General features: G+C 44.1%; 16 protein-coding genes. 12 read left to right on the forward strand and 4 right to left on the reverse strand.

The annotated features are described in order from the left end of the window. Positions 1-63: 63 nt before the first annotated feature. Complete coding sequence (locus tag SHAL_RS08250) at positions 64-393, forward strand: YbaB/EbfC family nucleoid-associated protein (RefSeq protein WP_012276695.1); 330 nt, start codon at positions 64-66, stop codon at positions 391-393. A gap of 236 nt (positions 394-629) precedes the next feature. Here SHAL_RS08250 and SHAL_RS08255 read toward each other — a convergent pair whose 3' ends face one another. Beyond that, positions 630-1,115 (reverse strand): acyltransferase, encoded by a 486-nt coding sequence (locus tag SHAL_RS08255; RefSeq protein WP_223296256.1) that lies wholly within the window; start codon positions 1,113-1,115, stop codon positions 630-632. A gap of 595 nt (positions 1,116-1,710) precedes the next feature. On the opposite strand from SHAL_RS08255, the gene SHAL_RS08260 reads away from it, so the two are divergent. From SHAL_RS08260 to SHAL_RS08300, 9 genes are all read left to right on the forward strand, one after another. After that, positions 1,711-2,397 carry a tetratricopeptide repeat protein gene (locus SHAL_RS08260; RefSeq protein WP_012276697.1) on the forward strand — a complete coding sequence of 229 codons (687 nt, stop codon included), beginning with the start codon at positions 1,711-1,713 and terminating at the stop codon, positions 2,395-2,397. Positions 2,398-2,399: 2 nt separating this feature from the next. Next, on the forward strand, positions 2,400-3,320 hold the full coding sequence (locus SHAL_RS08265; RefSeq protein ID WP_012276698.1) for a hypothetical protein: 921 nt from the start codon (positions 2,400-2,402) through the stop codon (positions 3,318-3,320). 375 nt (positions 3,321-3,695) lie between these two features. Continuing rightward, entirely contained in the window at positions 3,696-4,295 is a 600-nt protein-coding gene (recR, locus tag SHAL_RS08270; protein ID WP_012276699.1) for a recombination mediator RecR, read from the forward strand. 189 nt (positions 4,296-4,484) lie between these two features. Further along, positions 4,485-6,404, forward strand: a complete 1,920-nt coding sequence (gene htpG / locus SHAL_RS08275; RefSeq protein WP_012276700.1) for a molecular chaperone HtpG — start codon at positions 4,485-4,487, stop codon at positions 6,402-6,404. Positions 6,405-6,486: 82 nt separating this feature from the next. Continuing rightward, on the forward strand, positions 6,487-7,332 hold the full coding sequence (locus tag SHAL_RS08280; RefSeq protein ID WP_012276701.1) for a tetratricopeptide repeat protein: 846 nt from the start codon (positions 6,487-6,489) through the stop codon (positions 7,330-7,332). 180 nt (positions 7,333-7,512) lie between these two features. Next, positions 7,513-8,157, forward strand: a complete 645-nt coding sequence (gene adk, locus SHAL_RS08285; RefSeq protein ID WP_012276702.1) for an adenylate kinase — start codon at positions 7,513-7,515, stop codon at positions 8,155-8,157. A 175-nt stretch (positions 8,158-8,332) separates the two neighbouring features. Then, complete coding sequence (hemH, locus tag SHAL_RS08290) at positions 8,333-9,328, forward strand: ferrochelatase (RefSeq protein ID WP_012276703.1); 996 nt, start codon at positions 8,333-8,335, stop codon at positions 9,326-9,328. Between the two features lie 264 nt (positions 9,329-9,592). Further along, positions 9,593-10,897: an inosine/guanosine kinase gene (locus SHAL_RS08295; RefSeq protein WP_041415917.1), complete on the forward strand. Its 1,305-nt coding sequence runs from the start codon at positions 9,593-9,595 to the stop codon at positions 10,895-10,897. A 127-nt stretch (positions 10,898-11,024) separates the two neighbouring features. Further along, complete coding sequence (locus SHAL_RS08300; protein WP_012276705.1) at positions 11,025-11,579, forward strand: sugar O-acetyltransferase; 555 nt, start codon at positions 11,025-11,027, stop codon at positions 11,577-11,579. 163 nt (positions 11,580-11,742) lie between these two features. Here SHAL_RS08300 and SHAL_RS08305 read toward each other — a convergent pair whose 3' ends face one another. Continuing rightward, complete coding sequence (locus tag SHAL_RS08305; protein WP_012276706.1) at positions 11,743-13,068, reverse strand: dicarboxylate/amino acid:cation symporter; 1,326 nt, start codon at positions 13,066-13,068, stop codon at positions 11,743-11,745. Positions 13,069-13,286: 218 nt separating this feature from the next. Between SHAL_RS08305 and SHAL_RS08310 the strand changes: the two genes are divergently transcribed. Further along, positions 13,287-15,770 carry an Ig-like domain-containing protein gene (locus tag SHAL_RS08310; protein ID WP_012276707.1) on the forward strand — a complete coding sequence of 828 codons (2,484 nt, stop codon included), beginning with the start codon at positions 13,287-13,289 and terminating at the stop codon, positions 15,768-15,770. A 73-nt stretch (positions 15,771-15,843) separates the two neighbouring features. On the opposite strand, the gene astB is transcribed toward SHAL_RS08310, so the two are convergent. Beyond that, on the reverse strand, positions 15,844-17,181 hold the full coding sequence (gene astB, locus SHAL_RS08315) for an N-succinylarginine dihydrolase (protein ID WP_012276708.1): 1,338 nt from the start codon (positions 17,179-17,181) through the stop codon (positions 15,844-15,846). A gap of 336 nt (positions 17,182-17,517) precedes the next feature. On the opposite strand from astB, the gene topA reads away from it, so the two are divergent. Next, the gene (topA, locus tag SHAL_RS08325) at positions 17,518-20,199 is read left to right on the forward strand and encodes a type I DNA topoisomerase (protein ID WP_012276709.1); all 2,682 of its coding nucleotides are present in this window, start codon (positions 17,518-17,520) and stop codon (positions 20,197-20,199) included. Positions 20,200-20,397: 198 nt separating this feature from the next. Here topA and SHAL_RS08330 read toward each other — a convergent pair whose 3' ends face one another. Next, positions 20,398-21,174 carry a hypothetical protein gene (locus SHAL_RS08330; protein WP_012276710.1) on the reverse strand — a complete coding sequence of 259 codons (777 nt, stop codon included), beginning with the start codon at positions 21,172-21,174 and terminating at the stop codon, positions 20,398-20,400. Positions 21,175-21,311: the final 137 nt, after the last annotated feature.

The following is a 21,311-nucleotide window of genomic DNA, read 5'->3' on the forward strand; positions in this document are numbered from 1 at the left end:
TGTTTTTTTAGTAAGATTAGCCCACTTTATTTGTTGTGATAAATAATAGAAGAGAATTAGAGTATGTTTGGAAAAGGCGGTATGGGCAACTTGATGAAGCAAGCCCAGCAGATGCAAGACAAAATGGCTAAAGTGCAAGAAGAGATCGCACGTATGGAAGTCACTGGCGAAGCCGGTGCCGGCCTAGTTAAAGTGACCATGACGGGTTCTCACAGCGTACGTAAAGTCGATATCGATGCAAGTCTGCTTGAAGATGATAAAGAGATGCTAGAAGATCTTATCGCAGCAGCGTGTAATGATGCGGCGCGCCGTGTAGAAGAGAATCAAAAAGAGAAAATGGCCGAAGTGACTGGCGGTATGCAACTACCACCAGGCATGAAGATGCCGTTCTAAGTTTAAATTGCTATTTTAACGGTGTATTTTGCTGTTAAATTGGAGTGGCCCAAATAGGGGCCAAATCCAGCGATTAAAAACAAAAAAAGCTCAAGCAATTTGCTTGAGCTTTTTTGTTTGTATGTTTTGTTAGTCGTTCAGCAGAGTTGACTCGGACAGTTACGAAGCTAACTTATTAATATATGGCTACGAAGGCCTATAATGTGGATTGGTTATCTGTTTGAGTTTCAGCGGGGTTATTGCCTTAACCAACCATCTGGAATATTGAGTGACCTTATCACTTTTGCTGGGGTGCCTGCTGCTAAGCAATTTGGTGGAATTTCTCCAACAACTATCGAACCGGCGGCAATGACAGAATTATTGCCAATAGAAGAACCTGCAAGGATCATTGAATTCGCACCAACCCACACATTATTTCCAATAATAATGGGGGCATTTTTCATCTCTCGCTCAGGAGATAACTGATGGAAGTCGGTATCAAAAATGTAAGTCATATCACCTACCTTAGTGTGATGACCGATTTTGATCGACTGTGTAGCACAAATATTGACTCCGTCATTAAAAAATGAACCTTCACCTATCTCTAATATTGCACCAGTTTGAACCGTAATACTTTGACGTAGGCGAAAAGAGCGAAATGAGCATTGATTACCAATACGCATAATACCTTTGTTATGTATTTCCGGCCATGCTCCACTGAATATCGGGATGCTATCAATCATAACCTTCTTTCTTTTACAAAAGAATTTGATAGAAAGATTTTTCAACTTTCGTCGCAGACTAACTTTTTTACACATACTCATTTCCGAATATTTATACTAGATGACTAACTAAGACTGGTGGTGACAGTGGAGTGATGATTAACTCTCTATGGGACTCTTTGGAATCCCCCTGAGTGCTCGGCTTAAGCATGAGCTTTAATTGGGATGGAGTCCCTAGGCTGGCTACAATCAAACGCGTGTGTTTTTACATTAGCTCTTTTTGATTGGCAAGTGTTTCTCTGTGAAGTTTTGTTCATGAGTGGGCTGGAGTAACCTTTTTTCGGCTGAAAAAGGTTACTTTATTCAATTATGAGTAAGATAAAACGCTCAGGCAGTTGGTTGCAACTGCGGTGTGTGGCTGAATATTATATTTAAGTATTGGTGTGTGAGTTTGTTGGCATAGATGGCCTAAAAATAGGCTTTTATCGATAGTTTATTTGATGAGAGACTTACGCTTCTTGCGAGCTAAATTACTCTGTGTCAAACTCCGGTCAATTTCTTCCCTCAAAAATACGCCACTTTTGGTACATTTTGCTTGTCGATTTGGATAGATAGTGTGAAGCAAAAATTCAAGGGGCTAGGATTCTCTTTAGTCATATTCATCGTCATTGTTATCTTCAATTCCCTATTTGGCGCGCCGCCAATTGCCCTGAGTGGCATCGAAAAATATAGCGATAAAGTCACAATTGATGAGGCGCGAGAGCTCGGCTTTATCTTGTTTAAGAGTAAGCGTTACTCCGAGGCGAGAGCATTTTTCAAGCCTGCAGCGCAACAAGGCGATGTGGGGAGTCAACTGTCACTGGCTACTCTCTATTTTTACGATCTTACAGAGAATAATAACTACCAGCAGGCTTATTATAGGTTTAGTAAAAATAGCGATAATGCCTTCGCTCAATACTATTTAAGCTTGCTGTACCACTTCGGATATTACGTGCCTCAAAGCCAATTAAAATCTCTATTTTGGCTAGAAAAATCCGCAGCGCAGTCTTTCCCTGCTGCCCAGCATAATTTGGCTGTTTATTATTTTAACCTAGGAGATTATAGCCAAGCTTATCTGTGGGGACGTTATGCTAGAGATAATGATTTTTCTCAGGCTCGAAGCTTAGTTAAACAAGCGGCAGGGCATTTAACGCCACAAGAAAAAGCCATTGCTGACAAGACGTATAGAAACAGCAAAGCTGAACATCACTGGGATGGCAAGAACAATAGTCAGATTGGCGCACTGTTAGAGCAGGTATTTTAACCATGAAGATAAGTTTGCTGTCATTGGAGTTAGCGTCTGGTCAAACTCAAGAGTTTGGGGTAGTGACTAGCCGCACGACCTTAAAGCATCGGCTCAAGGAGATGCTTGATAGCGTCATATTTGAAGAACCTAGCGTTGATGGGAGTGGCGGTCTCACCATGCCGATGCTAATCGTACAGGCAAAGGTGAGGCAGTGTGAGATCACTTTCACTTATGATCTGCTCAGTAAAGAAGAGGGGCTATTAGCGCTGTTCTATACCGGTGCTAAAGGAGGAATCGAGCGTCAAAAGGAGTTTGGTTTTGTCAGCATTAGCGAACTTGATGAGCACCTGCAGCGACTCTTGAGTGAGAGTGAGGACAAATTTATTGAACACTATTTTCCTAAAAAAACGCGCTTTAATCAGGCGGTCAAATATTTAGGCGTTGCCTATATCACCGCTGCTTGTCTAGGCCTGTTATCCTTTATTTTTTTCAGCGAGTTAATCTGGCGTGACGAGTTTTTCCCGTTAGCGTATATCGCTGGCGGCGTAGTCTATACCGTCACACTGCCGATATTGTTGCTCAAGGCTTTGTCGCAGGAGGGGAGAGAGCGTGCAGAGCAAGTGGGTCAGAGTATGACTAAACAAGTATTTGCCATACTTGTCGGTAATATAATACTGAGCTTTTCACTCGTTGCTGGTGGCTGTAATTTATGGCACGTTATCAGCGCCAAGGCCACAGAACTAGACATTACTTTTTCCGATAAGAACCAAGATTATTGGGGAAAAAACTGTAAGGGTGGCGTCAACTTTGAACACTTTTCAGGAACTGTGTGTTTGGAAGATAGAGCCTACTGGAAGATTGTCCGTCCCGGCATGCGTGCCATCGCACAGGGGGAGGCATCGATTATTGCATTTGATGTTAAAGCCATCGAACTGAAATGATGAGGTTTCAATTGCCTGTCGGTAAATTAATTGCCTGTAACCTGCGAGTCTAAGGAGTAACCATCTTTTCCATAGACGGTCGCGATTTGTTATTGATATTTATGGGATCGCCAATCGAAACATTAGTGGATGTGAGATTTAAGAGAACTCATAGAATCGGCTGTAGATAGGATGTTTAATCATCATCGCCTTGCTGATCTAAGCTTCGCTACTCAATCGGTGTTGTTGGGGAGATTGGGAGTAAAACTTTAAAGTTTTATGCTAGTATCTCCATCTAATTTGATGATGAGCTGTGTCTGTGAGTTATTTCCCCAGTCGTAAACCTCATCGACCATTATCTTAGGCATAGAGATGCCTTTCTAAGCGGAATGTTAAATGAAATTTAGTCCACTCGTTGATGAGTTGATCCAGTCACTTCGTTGTTTACCTGGTGTTGGCCCTAAGTCTGCACAAAGAATGGCATTTCAGCTTCTAGAGCGTGATCGTAAGGCGGGAGCTAAGCTTGCTGACTCATTGGCTAAAGCCATGTCAGATGTTGGCCATTGTCAGTCATGCCGTACTTTTACCGAAGAAACTTACTGCCCCATTTGCGTGAGTACGAAGCGTGGTCATTCGGATATTATTTGTGTGGTAGAAACGCCGGCCGATGTATTGGCGATTGAAGCAGGTGGCCACTTTTCTGGGCGTTACTTTGTCTTATTAGGACATCTGTCACCGCTTGATGGCGTCGGACCTGAAGAGCTTGGGCTTGCGCTACTTGAACAGCACCTAGCATCTGGTGATGTGAGCGAGCTTATTTTAGCTACTAATCCAACGGTTGAAGGCGATGCCACTGCGCACTATATCGCCGATATGGCAAAGCGTCATGAATTGATGGTGAGTCGGATTGCACATGGGGTGCCTGTTGGCGGCGAGCTTGAATATGTCGATAGCACCACCTTAGCCTTGTCCTTTAATGGGCGCCTACCTATCTAGTTTGTTTCTTGCAAAACAATTCGCCGCATAATCTATGTTCATAAATTAAAATCCAGTCAGTGACTTGTTGCCGACTGGTTTTTTTTTGCGCAATTGAAGACAATGCCAGATTTATCCCTTGAAAAGTCATTTTATAGCCCCATCTTATTTGTAAGCTTTATTTAAACTGATTTTTAAAGGGAACATTTCATGTCACAACAAGAGACGCACGGCTTTCAAACTGAAGTCAAACAGCTACTACATTTAATGATCCACTCTTTGTACTCAAACAAAGAGATCTTTTTGCGTGAGTTAGTATCTAACGCAGCCGATGCAGCCGATAAGCTACGCTATGAAGCCCTAACGAATGATGCTCTTTATGAGGGTGACGGTGAGTTACGTGTTCGCATTAGTGCCGATAAAGAGAAAGGTACCGTAACAATTGAAGACAACGGTATCGGTATGACTCGCGATGGTGTGATTGAGCACCTAGGTACAATCGCAAAGTCTGGTACTGCTGAATTTTTTAAGAACATGTCTGGTGACGAGTCAAAAGACTCACAGTTAATTGGTCAGTTCGGTGTCGGTTTCTACTCTTCATTTATTGTTGCAGACCGAGTGACAGTGCGTACCCGCGCTGCCGGCCATAGCGCTGATGAAGCGGTACTGTGGGAGTCTGCCGGTGAAGGTGACTTCACGGTTGAAACCATCACTAAGCAGAGCCGTGGTACTGAAATTACTCTACATCTTCGCGATGACGAAAAAGAGTTTGCAGACGACTATCGTCTACGCTCAATTATTACTAAGTACTCAGATCATATCTCTGTTCCAGTAGAGATGTATGAAGAAGGCACGCCTGCGGTTGAAGCGACAGAAGAGGGCGGTGAAGCGATTCCTGCTACTGAAGGTCACTGGAAGCTAATGAACAAGGCGACAGCACTTTGGACTCGCAACAAGAGTGATGTGTCTGACGAAGAGTATCAAGAATTTTATAAGTATATCTCTCATGACTTTACCGACCCACTATTGTGGAGCCACAACCGCGTGGAAGGTAAGCAAGAGTACACCAGCTTACTGTATATCCCAGCGAAAGCGCCTTGGGATATGTGGAACCGCGACCGTAAGCACGGTCTAAAGTTATTCGTTCAGCGTGTATTCGTTATGGATGATGCAGAGCAGTTTATGCCGAGTTACCTGCGTTTTGTACAAGGTTTGATTGACTCGAACGATCTGCCACTAAACGTATCACGTGAAATCTTGCAAGATAACAAGGTAACCACAGCGCTTCGTACCGCAGTGACTAAGCGTGTACTTGGCATGCTAGAAAAGCTTGCTAAGAATGACGCTGAAAAGTATCAGTCTTTCTGGACCGAGTTTGGCCAAGTACTAAAAGAAGGTCCCGCTGAGGATTTTGCTAATAAAGAGCGTGTAGCGGGTCTGCTGCGTTTCGCATCGACTCACACAGGCGAAGCAACAGCCAATGTATCGTTGGCTGATTATGTTGAACGCATGAAAGAAGGTCAGTCTAAGATCTATTTCATTGTCGCTGATAGCTATGAAGCTGCCGCAAATAGCCCGCATCTTGAATTGCTACGTAAGAAGGGCATTGAAGTCTTATTAATGTCAGAGCGTATCGATGAGTGGTTGATTAATCACTTAACTGAATTTGACGGTAAAAAGTTACACTCAGTGACACGTGGCGACCTTGAGCTAGGTGAGCTAGAAGATGCTAGCGAAAAAGAGGCGCAAGAGAAGCTAGAAACTGAATCTGAAGGCCTAGTTAAGCGCGTTAAAGACAGCCTAGGCGATAAAGTGTCAGCGGTTAAAGTGACGACACGTCTAACCGATACCCCTGCATGTGTGGTTGCTGGTGAGGGCGAGATGTCAACCCAGATGATTAAGTTGATGCAAGCTGCTGGACAAGACGTGCCTGAATCTAAGCCTACATTTGAGCTAAACCCTGAGCATCCGCTAGTTGCGCGTTTAAATGACGAGCAGGACGAGCAGCGATTTGCTCAGTGGTCAGAGCTACTATTGCAGCAGGCATTGTTGTCAGAAAAAGGCAGCCTTGCAGATCCATCGGCATTTATTAAGCTAATGAACCAAATGCTATTAGCTAGCGTTAAGTAATTAGCAGCTATGATTAAAGGGGCAGTTACACTGCCTCTTTTTTATGGTCCAGATAAGTTCAGGCGAAAGCGAAAGGAAAGTTATGGAATCGATTCTAGAACTGACTAAAGAAAATATTCAGCAAGTGGTTGATGCCTCGATGGAGCAGGTCGTTGTGATGGCTTTTTGGGCAAGTCAAAGCCCTGAGAGTTTAGCATTGATGCAAACCCTTGAGAGTATTACACAGCAACAAGCGGGTCGTTTTGTTCTGGCTAAAGTTAACTGTGAAACTGAAATGGAGATCGCTAACTATTTCCAGATCCAAAGTTTGCCAACAACCTTAGTGTTGCATGAAGGCAAACCGGTAGATGGTTTTGCTGGTGTACAAGAAGCGCCGCAGATCCTAGAGATGCTAGATAAGCATTTGCCTGCTCAGTGGCAATTAAAACTCAATCAAGCACGAGTATTTCTAGCCGAGCAAAATGCCATTGGCGCTTTGCCTTTGTTAAAAGAGGCTTATAGCGATAAACCACTTGCGGAAATCGCCTTAGCATTAGCCGATGTTTATCTGTCATTGGGCGTGCTTGAAGATGCCAAAGGACTGCTCGACTCAGTCGGTCTTGCGGATCAAGACAGTTATTATCAAAGCCTCAAAGCAAAGCTTGCCTTAGCACTCGATGCCGCCGATACGCCTGAGATTAGAAAGTTGCAGCAAGATGTAGACAATGCCCCTGATAACTTAGCCCTAGTGTTAGAGTTAGCCAAAGCGCTGCATCAAGCTGGGCGTAACGATGAAGCCTTAGACCTGTTATTTACGCCATTGCAAAAAGATGTATCGGCATTGGACGGTAAGGTGAAGGGGTTATTTTTAGAGATCCTAACGGCTTTAGGTCAAGGTAACAGTTTGGCAAATCAGTATCGGCGCAAGCTTTACACCTTACTTTATTAATTCGTGTCAAAGTTTTTTTCAGCTGACTGATGCTAAAGTCGAATGAAAATAACTTCAAAATAGCGGCCATTTATGCGAAGATCGCCGCACTAAATATAATAATACCCATCGACTAGACAGCTTTTTGCTTATTCTAGGCGGATGTCGGTATCACAGTGCGAAATTAAGAGGAAGATTCAGATGCGCATTATGCTATTAGGTGCCCCAGGTGCCGGTAAAGGTACTCAAGCCCAATTCATCATGGAAAAGTACGGTGTTCCTCAAATTTCTACAGGCGACATGCTACGTGCAGCGGTAAAAGCAGGCACACCACTAGGCTTAGAAGCTAAGAAAGTCATGGATGCTGGTCAGTTGGTTTCTGATGAGCTAATTATTGGCCTAGTAAAAGAGCGTGTTGCACAAGATGATTGCGCTGCAGGTTTCCTATTAGACGGTTTCCCTCGTACTATTCCACAAGCAGATGCTATGGCTTCAAGCGGTATTGCACTTGATCACGTGATTGAAATTGATGTGCCAGACGAAGAGATCGTTAAGCGTATGAGCGGTCGTCGTGTTCACCCTGGTTCTGGCCGTGTTTACCACATTGTCTTTAACCAACCAAAAGTTGAAGGTAAAGATGACGTGACCGGTGAAGACCTAGCTATTCGTCCTGATGATGAAGAATCAACAGTACGTAAGCGTCTTGATATTTATCATGAACAAACTAAGCCACTAGTAGAATACTACGGCGCGGTTGCAGCTAAAGGTGACGTGACGTATAACAAGTTTGACGGCACTCAGTCAGTTGCTACCGTTAGCGATGAGATCGTTGCAGTACTAAGCTAAACTGATACTCAATTAACTTGGTACACGTTTATTTGGCAGTAAGCTAAATAAAGCTTAACTAACAATGTGTTTATGAGCTAGTTCTCATATTTTAAAAAGCCCATGAAAATGGGCTTTTTTTATGCTTTTCGCAATGATAGCCTGAGGTGAATATCTTGCTAAAAAGAGAATTCATTTGAGTGACTCAGTCCCCCCATTTGGCGTGTTACTAGTAAACTTAGGTACGCCTGATTCACCAACCGCTCCCGATGTTAAAAAGTTTCTTAAGCAGTTTTTGAGCGACCCACGAGTAGTCGATCTGTCTCCTTGGATATGGAAGCCGATTTTAAACGGTATCATTCTTAATACCCGCCCGGCTAAAGTGGCCAAGCTCTATCAGTCTATCTGGTGGGATGAAGGCTCGCCTTTGATGGTCATCAGCCAAAAACAGCGTGATAAACTCAAACAGACGCTGCATGAGTCGTTTGGCCAGACCATTCCTGTTGAACTAGGGATGAGTTATGGCAACCCGTCATTGCAATCGGGGATCGATAGCCTTAAGTCTCAAGGGGCTGAAAAGATCTTCGTCCTACCACTTTACGCTCAATACTCTTGCTCAACCGTCGCCCCTGTTTATGATGCGATTGCCCAGTTACTTAAAGCTGAGCGCAACATCCCTGAAATGCGCATCAATAAGCAGTATTTCGATCATCCTGCTTATATTCAAGCACTCGCCGAGTCGGTTAAGACCCACTGGAATAGCAAAGGTCAGGCCGATGTGTTGATGATGTCGTTTCATGGCGTGCCACTGCGCTATATTACTGAGGGGGATCCTTATCAGGCGCAGTGCCAAGCGACTGCAGAGTTATTGGCCAAGGCGCTGGAGTTAACGCCTGAACAGTGGCGAGTCTGCTACCAATCTCAATTCGGTAAAGAGGAGTGGATAAAACCTGCAACCGATGAGCTGCTAGGATCATTGCCTAAGCAAGGGGTTAAGTCGGTCGATATTATGTGTCCTGCGTTTTCATCTGACTGCTTGGAAACACTCGAGGAGATCTCTCAAGAGGGCAAAGCGGAGTTCTTATCGGCTGGTGGTGAACGATATGAATTTATCGATTGCCTTAATGATGCACCAGCTCATATAGCGTTGTTAGCTGAGCTTGTTCAAGAGCAAACAAAAGGTTGGTATTAAATTTTCTGAGTTCTATAGTGATTTCAGCTAGCGAAAGAGGTGTGGTGTGGTAAAATCCCCCACCTTTTCGCGCATCTAGCCCTTTAAATTCACTATTTTTGCATAGTTGTGACTAAGCTAAACAAATAGTGAGGGTAGAATTTTTACACTGGCTAGTTGTTAGAAGTGCCGAGTTTGCTTGTTCGCATTAGAATGATCAGCTTGAGATAACTTACCCGTTTTAATTTATATTTTGCATGGATGCCGAATGAAAGAGAGCTCAATATGAAGTTTCCAGGTCAGCGTAAGTCTAAACATTATTTTCCGGTTAAAAATCGAGATCCCCTGCTAGCGCAGTTGATCCAACAGCCTCTGCCGATTTCAACCTACATCTCTGGTATCGACCAGACGCTGGTAGACATTGAGGCTAAAGTGGAAGATGCATTATTGACTCGATACGAGTTACCTAAAGGCAACTCAACGTTAATCGATGATGAAAGAGCACACGCGCTTTATACCGAGTTGAAACAACAAGAGCTCATTAGTGACGAGTTCGCAGGTGGTACGATTGGTAATACGGTTCATAACTATTCTATTTTAGCCGATGACCGTTCAGTGCTGTTTGGCGTTATGAGCCAAAACATTGAAATTGGTAGTTATGCTTATCGTTACCTTTGTAATACCTCTTCTAAAGTCGATCTGAACTACCTTCAGCCAGTAGCTGGCCCGATTGGTCGTTGTTTCACGCTTATCTCTGAGTGCGGCGAGCGTACATTTGCTATCAGCAAAGGCTCAATGGACAAGATGACGCCAGAATATATCGACAAAGAGGTGGTTCAAGGTGGCTCTGCGCTGATTCTGACCGCTTATTTGATGCGTGCAAGCGGTGACGATCAGATCACCGAAGCGGCAATGACGGCAATCAGTTTTGCGAAAGAAGCTGAAGTCCCGGTTGTACTGACTCTGGGCACTCGTTTTCTGATTGAAGAAGATCCAAAGTGGTGGCAGGAGTTCATTAAAGAGCATGTGACCATTTTGGCAATGAATGAAGATGAAGGTGAAGCACTAACAGGCTTTAGTGATCCACTGCAAGCCAGTGAAGCTGCGCTTGAATGGTGTGACATGGTGCTAACCACAGCGGGTCCTTTAGGGCTTTATACCGCAGGTTACACAGAAGATTCTGAAAAGCGCGAAACAAGCCACACCTTGCTACCGGGCTCTATCCCAGAGTTTAACCGTTATGAGTTCTCTCGCCCTAAATTAAAAATAGACTGTGAAACACCATTGAAGGTGTACGCGCATATCTCACCTTACATGGGCGGCCCAGAAATTATTCGTAATACCAATGGTGCTGGCGATGGTGCATTAGCGGCATTGCTGCATGACTTAGCGTCAAATACCTTCCATAAGACCAACGTTCCTGGTTCTAGCAAGCATAAGCGTGATGGATTGTGTTATTCATCTTTCTCGCAAATTTGTAAGTACGCTAACCGTGTGGCTTATGAAGTGCTTGCCCAGCACAGCCCAAGACTGTCTCGTGGCTTACCAGAGCGTGAAGACAGCCTAGAAGAGTCATACTGGGAGAGATAAGCTGAGCGTCTTCATGGCGTGATAGCGGCATCCTATAGTAGCGACATCCTGTAAAAGGCATAACTTGGTCATTCTGAGTTGTGCCTTTTTTGAATCGACTCGGAAATAACATAAGAATAATGAAGCTATGACTGAATACGAAAAAATGCTCAATGGTGAAGTTTTTGAAGGCGCAGATCCTGAGATTTCAGCGGTAAGAGACAATGCCTATTTATTGCAAAAGCAAATCAACAATAGTCTAGGTTTTAGTGAAACCCTGTGCTTGATAAAACAACTACTCAATAATATTGGTGAAGGCTCTATAGTACGAGAACCGTTTAATTGTGAATTTGGTAAACAGATTACTATTGGTAACGGCAGCTTTATCAATATGGGGGCAGTGATGCTTGATGGCGCTAAAATTACTATCGGTAACCATGTTATGGTAGGGCCGAACTGTCAGTTTTATACCGCATCCCATGAGATAGATTATTTAAGTCGACGTCGTTGGGAAACCTTTTGCCTACCAATTACGATTGAAGATGACGTATGGATAGGCGGTAATGTGGTGATTAACCAAGGAGTGACGATTGGTGCTCGATCTATTGTTGCAGCAGGCTCCGTGGTTAACCAAGATGTACCGCCGGACTCTATGGTGGGCGGAACGCCCGCTAGGCTCCTGAAAAAGCTCAATATCGAATAAGCACCGGTGATCTTAAGCTCATGTTAAGTCTCCAAAGTGTCAACTTATCTCAGGACGGGACATAATTTAGTACAAAAAAGGCATCCAACTGGATGCCTTTTTATTCATGCAGCTCTTAAAGCCAGTGCGTTGCTCGCTTAATGAGCCATTTTAGCTATGAAAATTAGCTCAGTTTATTCTCTTCAGCGTGTACCTGAGCGTTAAAGCCTGGAGCGACTTTACCTGCTTGGGTGTCATTAAATACCGCTTCATTAAACTCATTCTCAGATTTAGCAATCACCACTGTTGCGACCGTATCGCCAGTCACGTTAACTGCGGTGCGCACCATATCAAGTAGTCTATCCACACCAATAATTAGCGCGATACCTTCAACAGGCAAGCCAACTTGGTTTAGTACCATGGCTAACATGATAAGACCCACACCGGGTACACCCGCCGTACCGATAGAGGCAAGCGTTGCGGTCACAACAACCATGGCGTAATCGGTAATGGTTAGTTCGATACCAAATACTTGGGCAATAAATACGGTTGCGACGCCTTGCATAATTGCCGTGCCATCCATGTTAATGGTTGCACCCAGTGGCAAGGTAAAAGAAGCAATCTTATTATCAACGCCCATACGGTGTTCAGCAGTTTCAATGGTCACTGGCAATGTGGCGTTTGAGCTGGCCGTGCTGAATGCAAATAGTTGTACGTCGCGAATTTTGCGAATAAAAGTCAACGGGTTAAGTCCTGAAAACACTTTAAGCAACGTTGGGTAAACAACAAATGCATGGATCAACAAGACGCCAAGTACAACGAAGAAGTATTTGACCACACTACCAAAGGTTTCCATCCCCAGTGTGAGTGCAAGTTTTGCCATTAGGGCGAACACACCGTATGGAGCAAGCTGCATGATCAGTGTAACAACACGCATGATCACTTCGTTAAGGTCGTTAAACAACGCTGCAACGCGTGCACCGCGCTCGCCAATATGTGAGATAGCAAAACCGAAGATTACTGCAAATATGATGATCTGCAGCATATTACCTTCACTCATCGCATGCAGTGGGTTAGTCGGGACAAGGTTAATCAGTACATCAGAAAGGCTTGGCGCCTGCTTGACGTCAAACTGCATGCCCTCAGTCACCATGCTGGCATTACCAGGGTGAACCGCAATGGCAACAAGAATCGCCATTGAAAGTGCAATTGCAGTCGTAAACAGGTAAAACGCGATGGTTTTGCCGCCTAAACGGCCCACTTTAGAGGGTTCACTTAGCGAACAAGTACCGCAGACTAGTGAAACAAAGACAAGAGGAACAACAAGCATTTTTAAGCTTGAGATAAAGATAGTACCGATTACATTTAGCACACCCTCGCTGATGTACTCTTTGACAAAGTCACTCTCTGGAAACAGATTGCGTAATAAGAGTCCAAGAATAATACCGGTAAACATACCGATTATAATCTTACTCGTGAGACCGAGTTTTTTGGTTTTCGTAGCAGACATAGTGCTTCCTGTATAATTTTTATGCTTTTCAATTTGCGTCATAAAGCCTAACAAGAAAGTGTCACCGAGGAAATGGTGTAGAAGTTAAAGTTTTGATTGAATATAGTAAATAAATAATGGTTTATTGTGGAAAGGTTATGGTTAAATTGTGTAATGTAGGTGTTTGGGTGATCAAGGTATTGCCGAAAATAATAATTTGAGTAACAGGGAGTCTGACCATGAAGTCAGCTTATAGCACTTTTATTGCGTTAATATGGTCGTTTTTCCTTATAGGTTGTAGTGGGGGCGGCAGCATTTCAACCGATCCAGACAACCCTAATCCACCAGAGCCGACAGAGGTTGTTACTGTCACACTTTCAATTTCAAACACAGAATCCATTAAAGCTGAGGAACCAGCTGAAGTTACCGCAGTTGTTACCAGCTCTCTCAATGGCCCTTTGGCTGGAAAGCTTGTGACTTTTAAACTTGATAACGGCTCAATAGGAACCTTTGTCCCCGGTATTGGTACAGATAAGACCGATGGTAATGGTACAGCTAAAGTCTTATTAGCCACTTCAAATATTCCTGGTGCGGGCTCATTAACCGTGGAGGTCGCTGGATATAGTGATGTGGTGTCTGAACCATTGGTTTTTGTCATGGAAGGTGACGGTGGTGAAGTGAGCAATGGCGCATCAATCGTTGTGTCATTAACAGATACTAATGGCGCACCTATTGATGCTATTACGACAACGATACCAGGTAAGGTTACGGCAACAGTGAGTGGTATTAATAAACCCTCTATTGTGACCTTTGAAACAAGCATTGGTGATCTTCCTATCAAATCTGCAGTAACCGATGCAAATGGTAAAGCAACTGTTGATATTTATGCGGGCAGTACGCTGGGCGCAGGAGAAGTGATTGCTTCACTTTCAAGTGGTGAAGAGGGCAAAGCGGTCGTAGTCGTTGGTGCAACAAACGTCGTAATGGGCAGTGGTACGCCTTTTGAAGAAGGTGTTGCAAATGTCAGTGTTGATGAACTAACCGCTGGCGGTACTGCAACAATCTCGGTTGCAATTCAAGATGAAAATGGTAATCCTTTTACTCAACCTGTCGATGTTAATTTTTCTTCAACCTGTTCAACTAAACCAAGCCCAGAAGCAGAGATTAGTTCTCCAGTCCCTTCAGTCAATGGTGTGGCGACCACCACTTATTTAGCAAAGGGATGTAAAGGGGATGATGCGATTAATGTGACTGCTAATGCTGGAGGATTGAACTTAGCGGCAACGGCAACCATTAAAGTATTAGCCGCTGATGTAGGGAGTATCGTATTTCTATCTGCTACCCCTCAAAATATCAGTATTCTAGGTACTGGCGGCGTAGAGTCATCAGTTGTTCAATTTAAGGTATTAGATACAAATAGTAACCCTGTTAGTAATCAAGCTGTGTCTTTTAAGCTCAACACCGATGTTGGTGGAATTAGTTTAGATCCTGAAACAGCAACAACTAACAATCAAGGTATTGCACAAACTGTGGTGAGAACGGGTACGGTTGCAACGTCAGTACGTGTAACAGGGACTGTAGTCGATTCTAATCCTGTCATTTCGAGTCAGTCGAGTGAGCTTGTGGTGTCTACAGGGATCCCAGATCAAGATAGCTTCTCGTTATCTGCTTCAGTATTAAATGCCGAAGGGTGGGATGTTGATGGAACAGAGGTTAGTGTCACAGCTCGCTTGGCAGATGCATTTAACAACCCTGTACCAGACGGAACAACGATCTCATTTACCACCGAAGGCGGTTCAATTGAAGATGCTTGTCAGACTAAAAAAGGTGCTTGTAGCGTTATCTGGACGAGTCAACAAGCGAGGCCTGAAGGCTATCAGTTGATCAATGGTGCTGGAGTGATAGTTAACGATCCCATCGCGACTTTATCTTTCGACTCTAATTTAGGTGTGTACGGTAACCATTACGGCCAAAAGTATGGCGGACGAGCGACAATTTCTGCTACAGCTATTGGTGAAGAGTCATTCCCTGATTTAAACGGTAACGGTCGTTTTGATGCCGATGAAGTTACGGCGTTTAGGACACAAACTGATGTAAGCGGCATGCCATTTGATTTAGATGATGCCTTCAATGATTACAATGAAGATGGCCTGTTTAACCCTCAGCAAGATAATGGTCAACTCGGTGGCGAGTTAGAAGAATTAATAGACTTTAACTCTAATGGTGTCTTTGATGTTAAAGATGGTAAATATAACGGGGTATTGTGCTCAAATCCGGTTCATGACGCCTGCGCCGATGGCGTGAGTGACTCTAAGTCTCTTTATGTTCGTGGCAGCTTGGTTATCGTGATGTCTGGTAGCTCGGCATTGGCTACAGACCCTTCTCGCGTATTAATCGTTGATAGTTATAGTGGCGCTAACGGTTCTTATGATCAAAGTATCGATATTATCGGTAAGGCTACGGGTACTGTGTATTTTACCATCTCCGATCTTCACAACCAGCAGATGCCAGCAGGCTCTAAGGTTCGTTTTACTGCTAGCGCGGGTTCGGTTGTGAGTGGTTCAGAGTACGTTTGGCCTAGCACCAATTATAATGGCGGGCGCCAGTTTAGCGTGACGTTAAAAGGGGAGGATGAGCCAAACTCAGGTACATTCCTTGTCACTGTAGAGACGCCAGGCGGAGTGAAAACTCAGGTGCTTTCATTACCTATCTCAATAAACTAATTAATTGTAATGAAAAGCCCCGCAATGCGGGGCTTTTTTACACTTGTAAATCGGAAAAACTAAGTGCGAGAGTTTATCTCTGGAATTGATAAACACTGCCTAGCTTCATGATTTGAGTGAGTTCATCAAGAGCAGTACGTGATTCAAGGAGCAATTGTGGATCGGCTAGGTCCTCAACTAACAGACGGTCTCGATAGTGCTTATCGACCCACAGATTTAAGCGAGTGAACTGCGCATCATTCATTAAGGTGTGTTGGTTAACCGCTGCCACTTCATCTTGATTCATGGCGACGCGTAGGCGCAAGCAAGCTGGGCCGCCGCCGTTTTGCATGCTCTGTTTAACATCAAAGTAAAGCACTTGCTTAATCGGTGTATCAAGGGTGACGAGTTCGTTGAGGTAGGCAAACACCGCTGGGTTTTCTTGACAGTTTGTTGGTGCGATAATTGCCATTTCGCCCGAGGGTAAGGTCACCACTTGGGTGTTGAACAGATAACTCTTCACTGCGTCTTGAATCGCAACCTTTGAGGTCGGTACTTCAACAAAGTGAATCGCTGACTCGCCAAACTTGCGTTTAATTTCAGTTAACTTGGCTTGGGTATTTAAAAACGCCTGCTCGTGGTAGAACAAGACGTTCTGGTTGCCTACGGCAATGACGTCATTGTGAAAAACACCTTGGTCAATCACATCTGGGTTTTGCTGAATATAAACCGTGCAGTCATCATCCAATTGATGCAAACGCGCAACGGCTTGTGAAGCTTCGAGAGTTTGACGAGCAGGAAATTTTTGGGGTCTTGGCGCCGAAGGGTTAGTCGTTTCCTGGCCATAGACAAAGAGTTCAACACCAGCATGTCCGTATTGTTCACAGAGGCGAGTATGATTAGCTGCACCCTCATCACCAAAGCTGGTATGTTCAGGCAGATGTTGGTGATGTTTGAAATAACGGCTATCGTTAAACGTAGCTTGAAGAATGTTACCTGTAGTTATCGGCTCAATGCTGCGGTGAAGCTTATCGACAAGGTTAGCTGGGGTGAAATGTAGCTTACCATCGTGAGTGTCTGCACTCGGAGAGACCGTGGCTGCATTAGCTGTCCACATACTTGATGCACTACAGCAGGCCCGAAGAAGCGCTGGTGCTTCTTTCGCAGCTTTATTAAGGATTGCAGCATCTGTGCCAGTAAAACCTATTCTACGCAGTGTGTGTAGGTCTGGGCGTTCTTGCGGGGCAAGCATTCCTTGAACTAAACCGAGATCGGCTAACGCTTTTGCTTTTTTGAGTCCTTGCTTTGCGGCATCTTTTGGACTTGAGGTTGCAGCAGCGTTATTTAATGAGGCGACGTTACCAAATGATAAACCAGCGTAATTATGCGTTGGCCCAACGAGGCCGTCGAAATTCGCTTCAAAATGCTTCATTCTTGTTTTCCTTTAGGGTGTCTCAGGTTGTAATTTCTTTTCTGAGTTGTAATTATTACGGTCAGTATACTTAAGCTTGAGTGCTGCACAAGCGAGTATAATTTGGTGAGAATATTGAATTTGCATCAAAATGCACAACTGATACATGCTTGATGACTATTAATGAAATATTAGTTTTTAAATACGCACTATTTTTTTTCACATTTATTTCGAAAACGGTTAAAAAATGGTACTTCAGTGCAAAAAAAAGAGGGATTAGCTTGAAACTCATTACACAACACTCTATATATGGAGCCAAATTTCCGATTTTTGAGACTCGTTGGCGCAAATTAATCTATGGGTAAATCGCTAGTAATCGTCGAATCACCGGCCAAAGCCAAGACTATTAATAAATATCTAGGCAAAGATTTCATCGTTAAGTCGAGTGTGGGTCACATCCGTGATCTGCCTACATCATCGAGTTCAGAAGCTAAAGTTGTTAGTAAAACGGCTGCTGAAGTGAAGAAGATGTCTCCAGAGGAGAAGGCTGAGTATAAGAGTTTAAAAGCGAAGCAAGCGTTAGTTGCGCGTATGGGGGTCGATCCCGAAAATGGCTGGAAAGCCAAATATCAAACTTTACCTGGTAAAGAAAAAGTCGTTAAAGAACTTCAAACTCTGGCAGCATCTGCTGACCATATCTATCTCGCAACCGATTTGGATAGAGAGGGAGAAGCAATTGCTTGGCATCTACAGCAAGTGATCGGTGGTGACGAGTCTCGTTATCAGCGTGTGGTATTTAACGAGATTACTAAGTCTGCTATCCAAGATGCATTTAGTCAGCCATCAGTGCTCGACACTAACATGGTCAATGCACAGCAAGCACGTCGCTTCTTAGACCGTGTTGTAGGCTTTATGGCATCACCACTGTTGTGGAAGAAAGTGGCACGTGGTTTATCTGCGGGTCGCGTACAGTCTGTGGCTGTTCGTCTAGTGGTTGAGCGTGAAAGCGAAATTAAAGCATTTGTGCCAGAAGAGTTCTGGGATGTTCATGCTGAGTTAAATACCTTAACCGATGACTTGCTGAAGATGCAGGTCGTTAAGTTCCAAGGCAAAGCATTTAACCCGGTTAATGAAACTCAAGCCCAAACTGCAGTTAGTCAATTATCTCAGTCAAGCTTTGTGGTGGCTGCTCGTGAAGATAGAGCAACATCAAGCAAGCCCTCTGCACCATATATCACTTCAACGTTACAGCAAGCTGCGAGTACGCGTTTAGGTTATGGCGTTAAGAAGACCATGATGATGGCTCAACGTTTGTATGAAGCGGGCCATATTACTTATATGCGTACCGACTCGACAAACCTAAGCCAAGAAGCGCTAGATAATGTGCGCGATATGATTGCTAAAGAATATGGCGATAAGTATCTGCCAGAATCTCCGATCCGTTATGGCAGCAAAGAGGGCGCTCAAGAGGCTCACGAAGCGATTCGTCCTTCTAACGTAAAAGTTAGCGCAGCATCTTTGTCGGACATGGAGCGTGACGCACAGCGTCTTTACGAGCTTATTTGGCGTCAGTTTGTGTCTTGTCAGATGACTCCTGCAAAATACGATGCAACTCGTTTGACCGTTAAAGCCGGTGATTATGAGTTAAAAGCGACGGGCCGTACTCTACGTTTTGATGGTTGGACACGCGTTCAAACAGCCATCAAGAAGAAAAACGAAGAAGACAACACCTTGCCATATGTGGCACAAGGTGATGCCGTTACGCTAAAAGAGTTACAGCCTAAGCAGCACTTTACTAAGCCGCCAGCGCGTTTCAGTGAAGCTTCTCTTGTTAAAGAGTTAGAAAAGCGCGGTATTGGTCGTCCATCTACCTATGCAACGATTATTTCAACCATTCAAGACCGTGGTTATGTGAAAGTTGAAAACCGTCGATTCTACGCTGAGAAGATGGGTGAAATTGTCAGTGACAGCTTAGTCGGTAGTTTTCAAGATCTGATGAGCTATGACTTCACTGCGAGCATGGAGCAAACATTAGATGATGTTGCCCAGGGTAAGCTTGAGTGGAAGAAAGTACTTGATGTCTTCTATAAAGATTTCACTAAACAGCTAGAAATTGCAGAGTTACCACCAGAAGAGGGCGGTATGCGCCCGAATGAAATGGTGATCGCTGATGATATTAAGTGTCCGACTTGTGGTCGTCCAATGGGGATCCGAACGGGGACTACTGGCGTATTCCTTGGCTGTTCAGGTTATGCATTACCACCTAAAGAGCGTTGTAAGACGACCTTGAACTTAACGCCTGGTGAAGAAGCGATAAGTGAAGGTGGTGAAGATGCTGAAACTGAAGCGCTGCGTGCTAAACACCGTTGTGGTATCTGTGGTACTGCCATGGATAGCTACCTAATTGATGAAAAACGTAAGCTGCATGTATGTGGTAATAACCCTACCTGTAATGGTTACGAAGTCGAAGCCGGTCAGTTTAAGATCAAGGGCTACGAAGGTCCGATTATTGAGTGTGATCGTTGTGGCAACGATATGGAGCTTAAAAACGGTCGTTTTGGTAAGTACTTTGGTTGTACTAACTCTGAGTGTAAGAATACGCGTAAACTGCTTAAGAGTGGCGAAGCTGCGCCGCCTAAAGAAGATCCTATTCATTTACCAGAGCTTAAATGTACTAAATCAGATGCATACTTTGTATTACGAGACGGCGCCGCAGGTATTTTCCTTGCCGCGAGTACTTTCCCTAAGTCACGAGAAACACGTGGTCCGTTAGTGGAAGAACTGATTAAGTATCGTGAGCTACTATGGCCTAAGTATCAGTATCTAGCCGATGCTCCAGTGGCAGATGATGACGGTAACCTGGCTTCTGTGCGCTTTAGCCGTAAGACTAAAGAGCAGTATGTAGCGACCGATGTTGATGGCAAGGCTACTGGCTGGTCATCAAAGTATATTGATGGCAAGTGGGTTACTGAGGCGAAAGCAAAAGCTAAACCGAAGGCCAAAGCTAAGCCAAAGGCTAAGGCGAAAAAAGCAGAGTAATTTGTTTTTCTAAGCCATAAAAAAGCCCCGAATCGTCGGGGCTTTTTTGTGCTTATGGATTAATGCAATTGGTATAAAGTTAACAGGATTATACTGATTGGTAATTATACTGATTGGTATTAGTCATCTAACTAGAAACAACTTATCTCCTCAACCTGTCTCTTAACCTAGCCCCATACTAAAAATGATGATTTAGCTTTACCATTTCTTCTTCGGTTGGAACAACACATCAATATCATCGTCATCGCTTTTTGATTTTATTACCACAGGTTGAGCGGATTTTTGAGCTCCAGTGATCTCCTCAAGCATGGCTTTCGCTTCTTCTACCTTTTGGGCGATAAATGGATCATTTGGGGTCTGGGCCTTAATCGTATGTAGCGTAGCTAACGCCTTAGTGACCATCTGCTTGGCTGAACCATACTGCTTCATAAAGCAGGCTGCTCTACTTCTCCCTAGCATAGAGTCAACATTTATACGTAGCTGTAAGCTATCGATACGCTGCTCTTCTTGGCTGAAAACACTGGGATCAACTTTGCCCTTGTTATGCTCGGCTCGTAAAATCGCTTTCATCTTTTTAAGCGTTTGTACAAGGGTGAGGATCTGTCGGTCACTGTCTGGCAAACGAAATAGCTCGATAGCGGGCGCAGGTTTTGGCGTGGACTGCAGCACTTGGATCTGGCCACGCAAATCAATTAGACGGCGTTCGTAATCGCTACTCTGATTACGAGCGATAGGAAGCGCGCCAGTCAGTGCGTTTTCAACTCTTCGGTAAAGCATAAGAATAAGATCTGATGAGCAAGGGAACAGGCCTGTATTAGATAAAACTTCTTCGGTCTCATCGATCACAGCTCTATGGCGTGCAAGCTCAATACGTCGCTCAGCTTCTACTCGTGCCTTTTGTTGCTGAATGATGCTAATTCCGATTACTAGAAGTAATAGGACGCCGAGTAAAATCAAGACTGAAGCAAATATCATAGCAAAACCAATAAATTTACAATTCGTTTAATGCTACTATAAATCAACATTCTAGGGTAGTAATCTTCATCATGCTTTCGATATAACTGCTTCGCAGTGTTCGACTATTATGCTATATTCCATTTGATTTAATTATT

The organism is Shewanella halifaxensis HAW-EB4 (assembly GCF_000019185.1).
GTDB classification, from domain to species: Bacteria; Pseudomonadota; Gammaproteobacteria; order Enterobacterales; family Shewanellaceae; genus Shewanella; species Shewanella halifaxensis.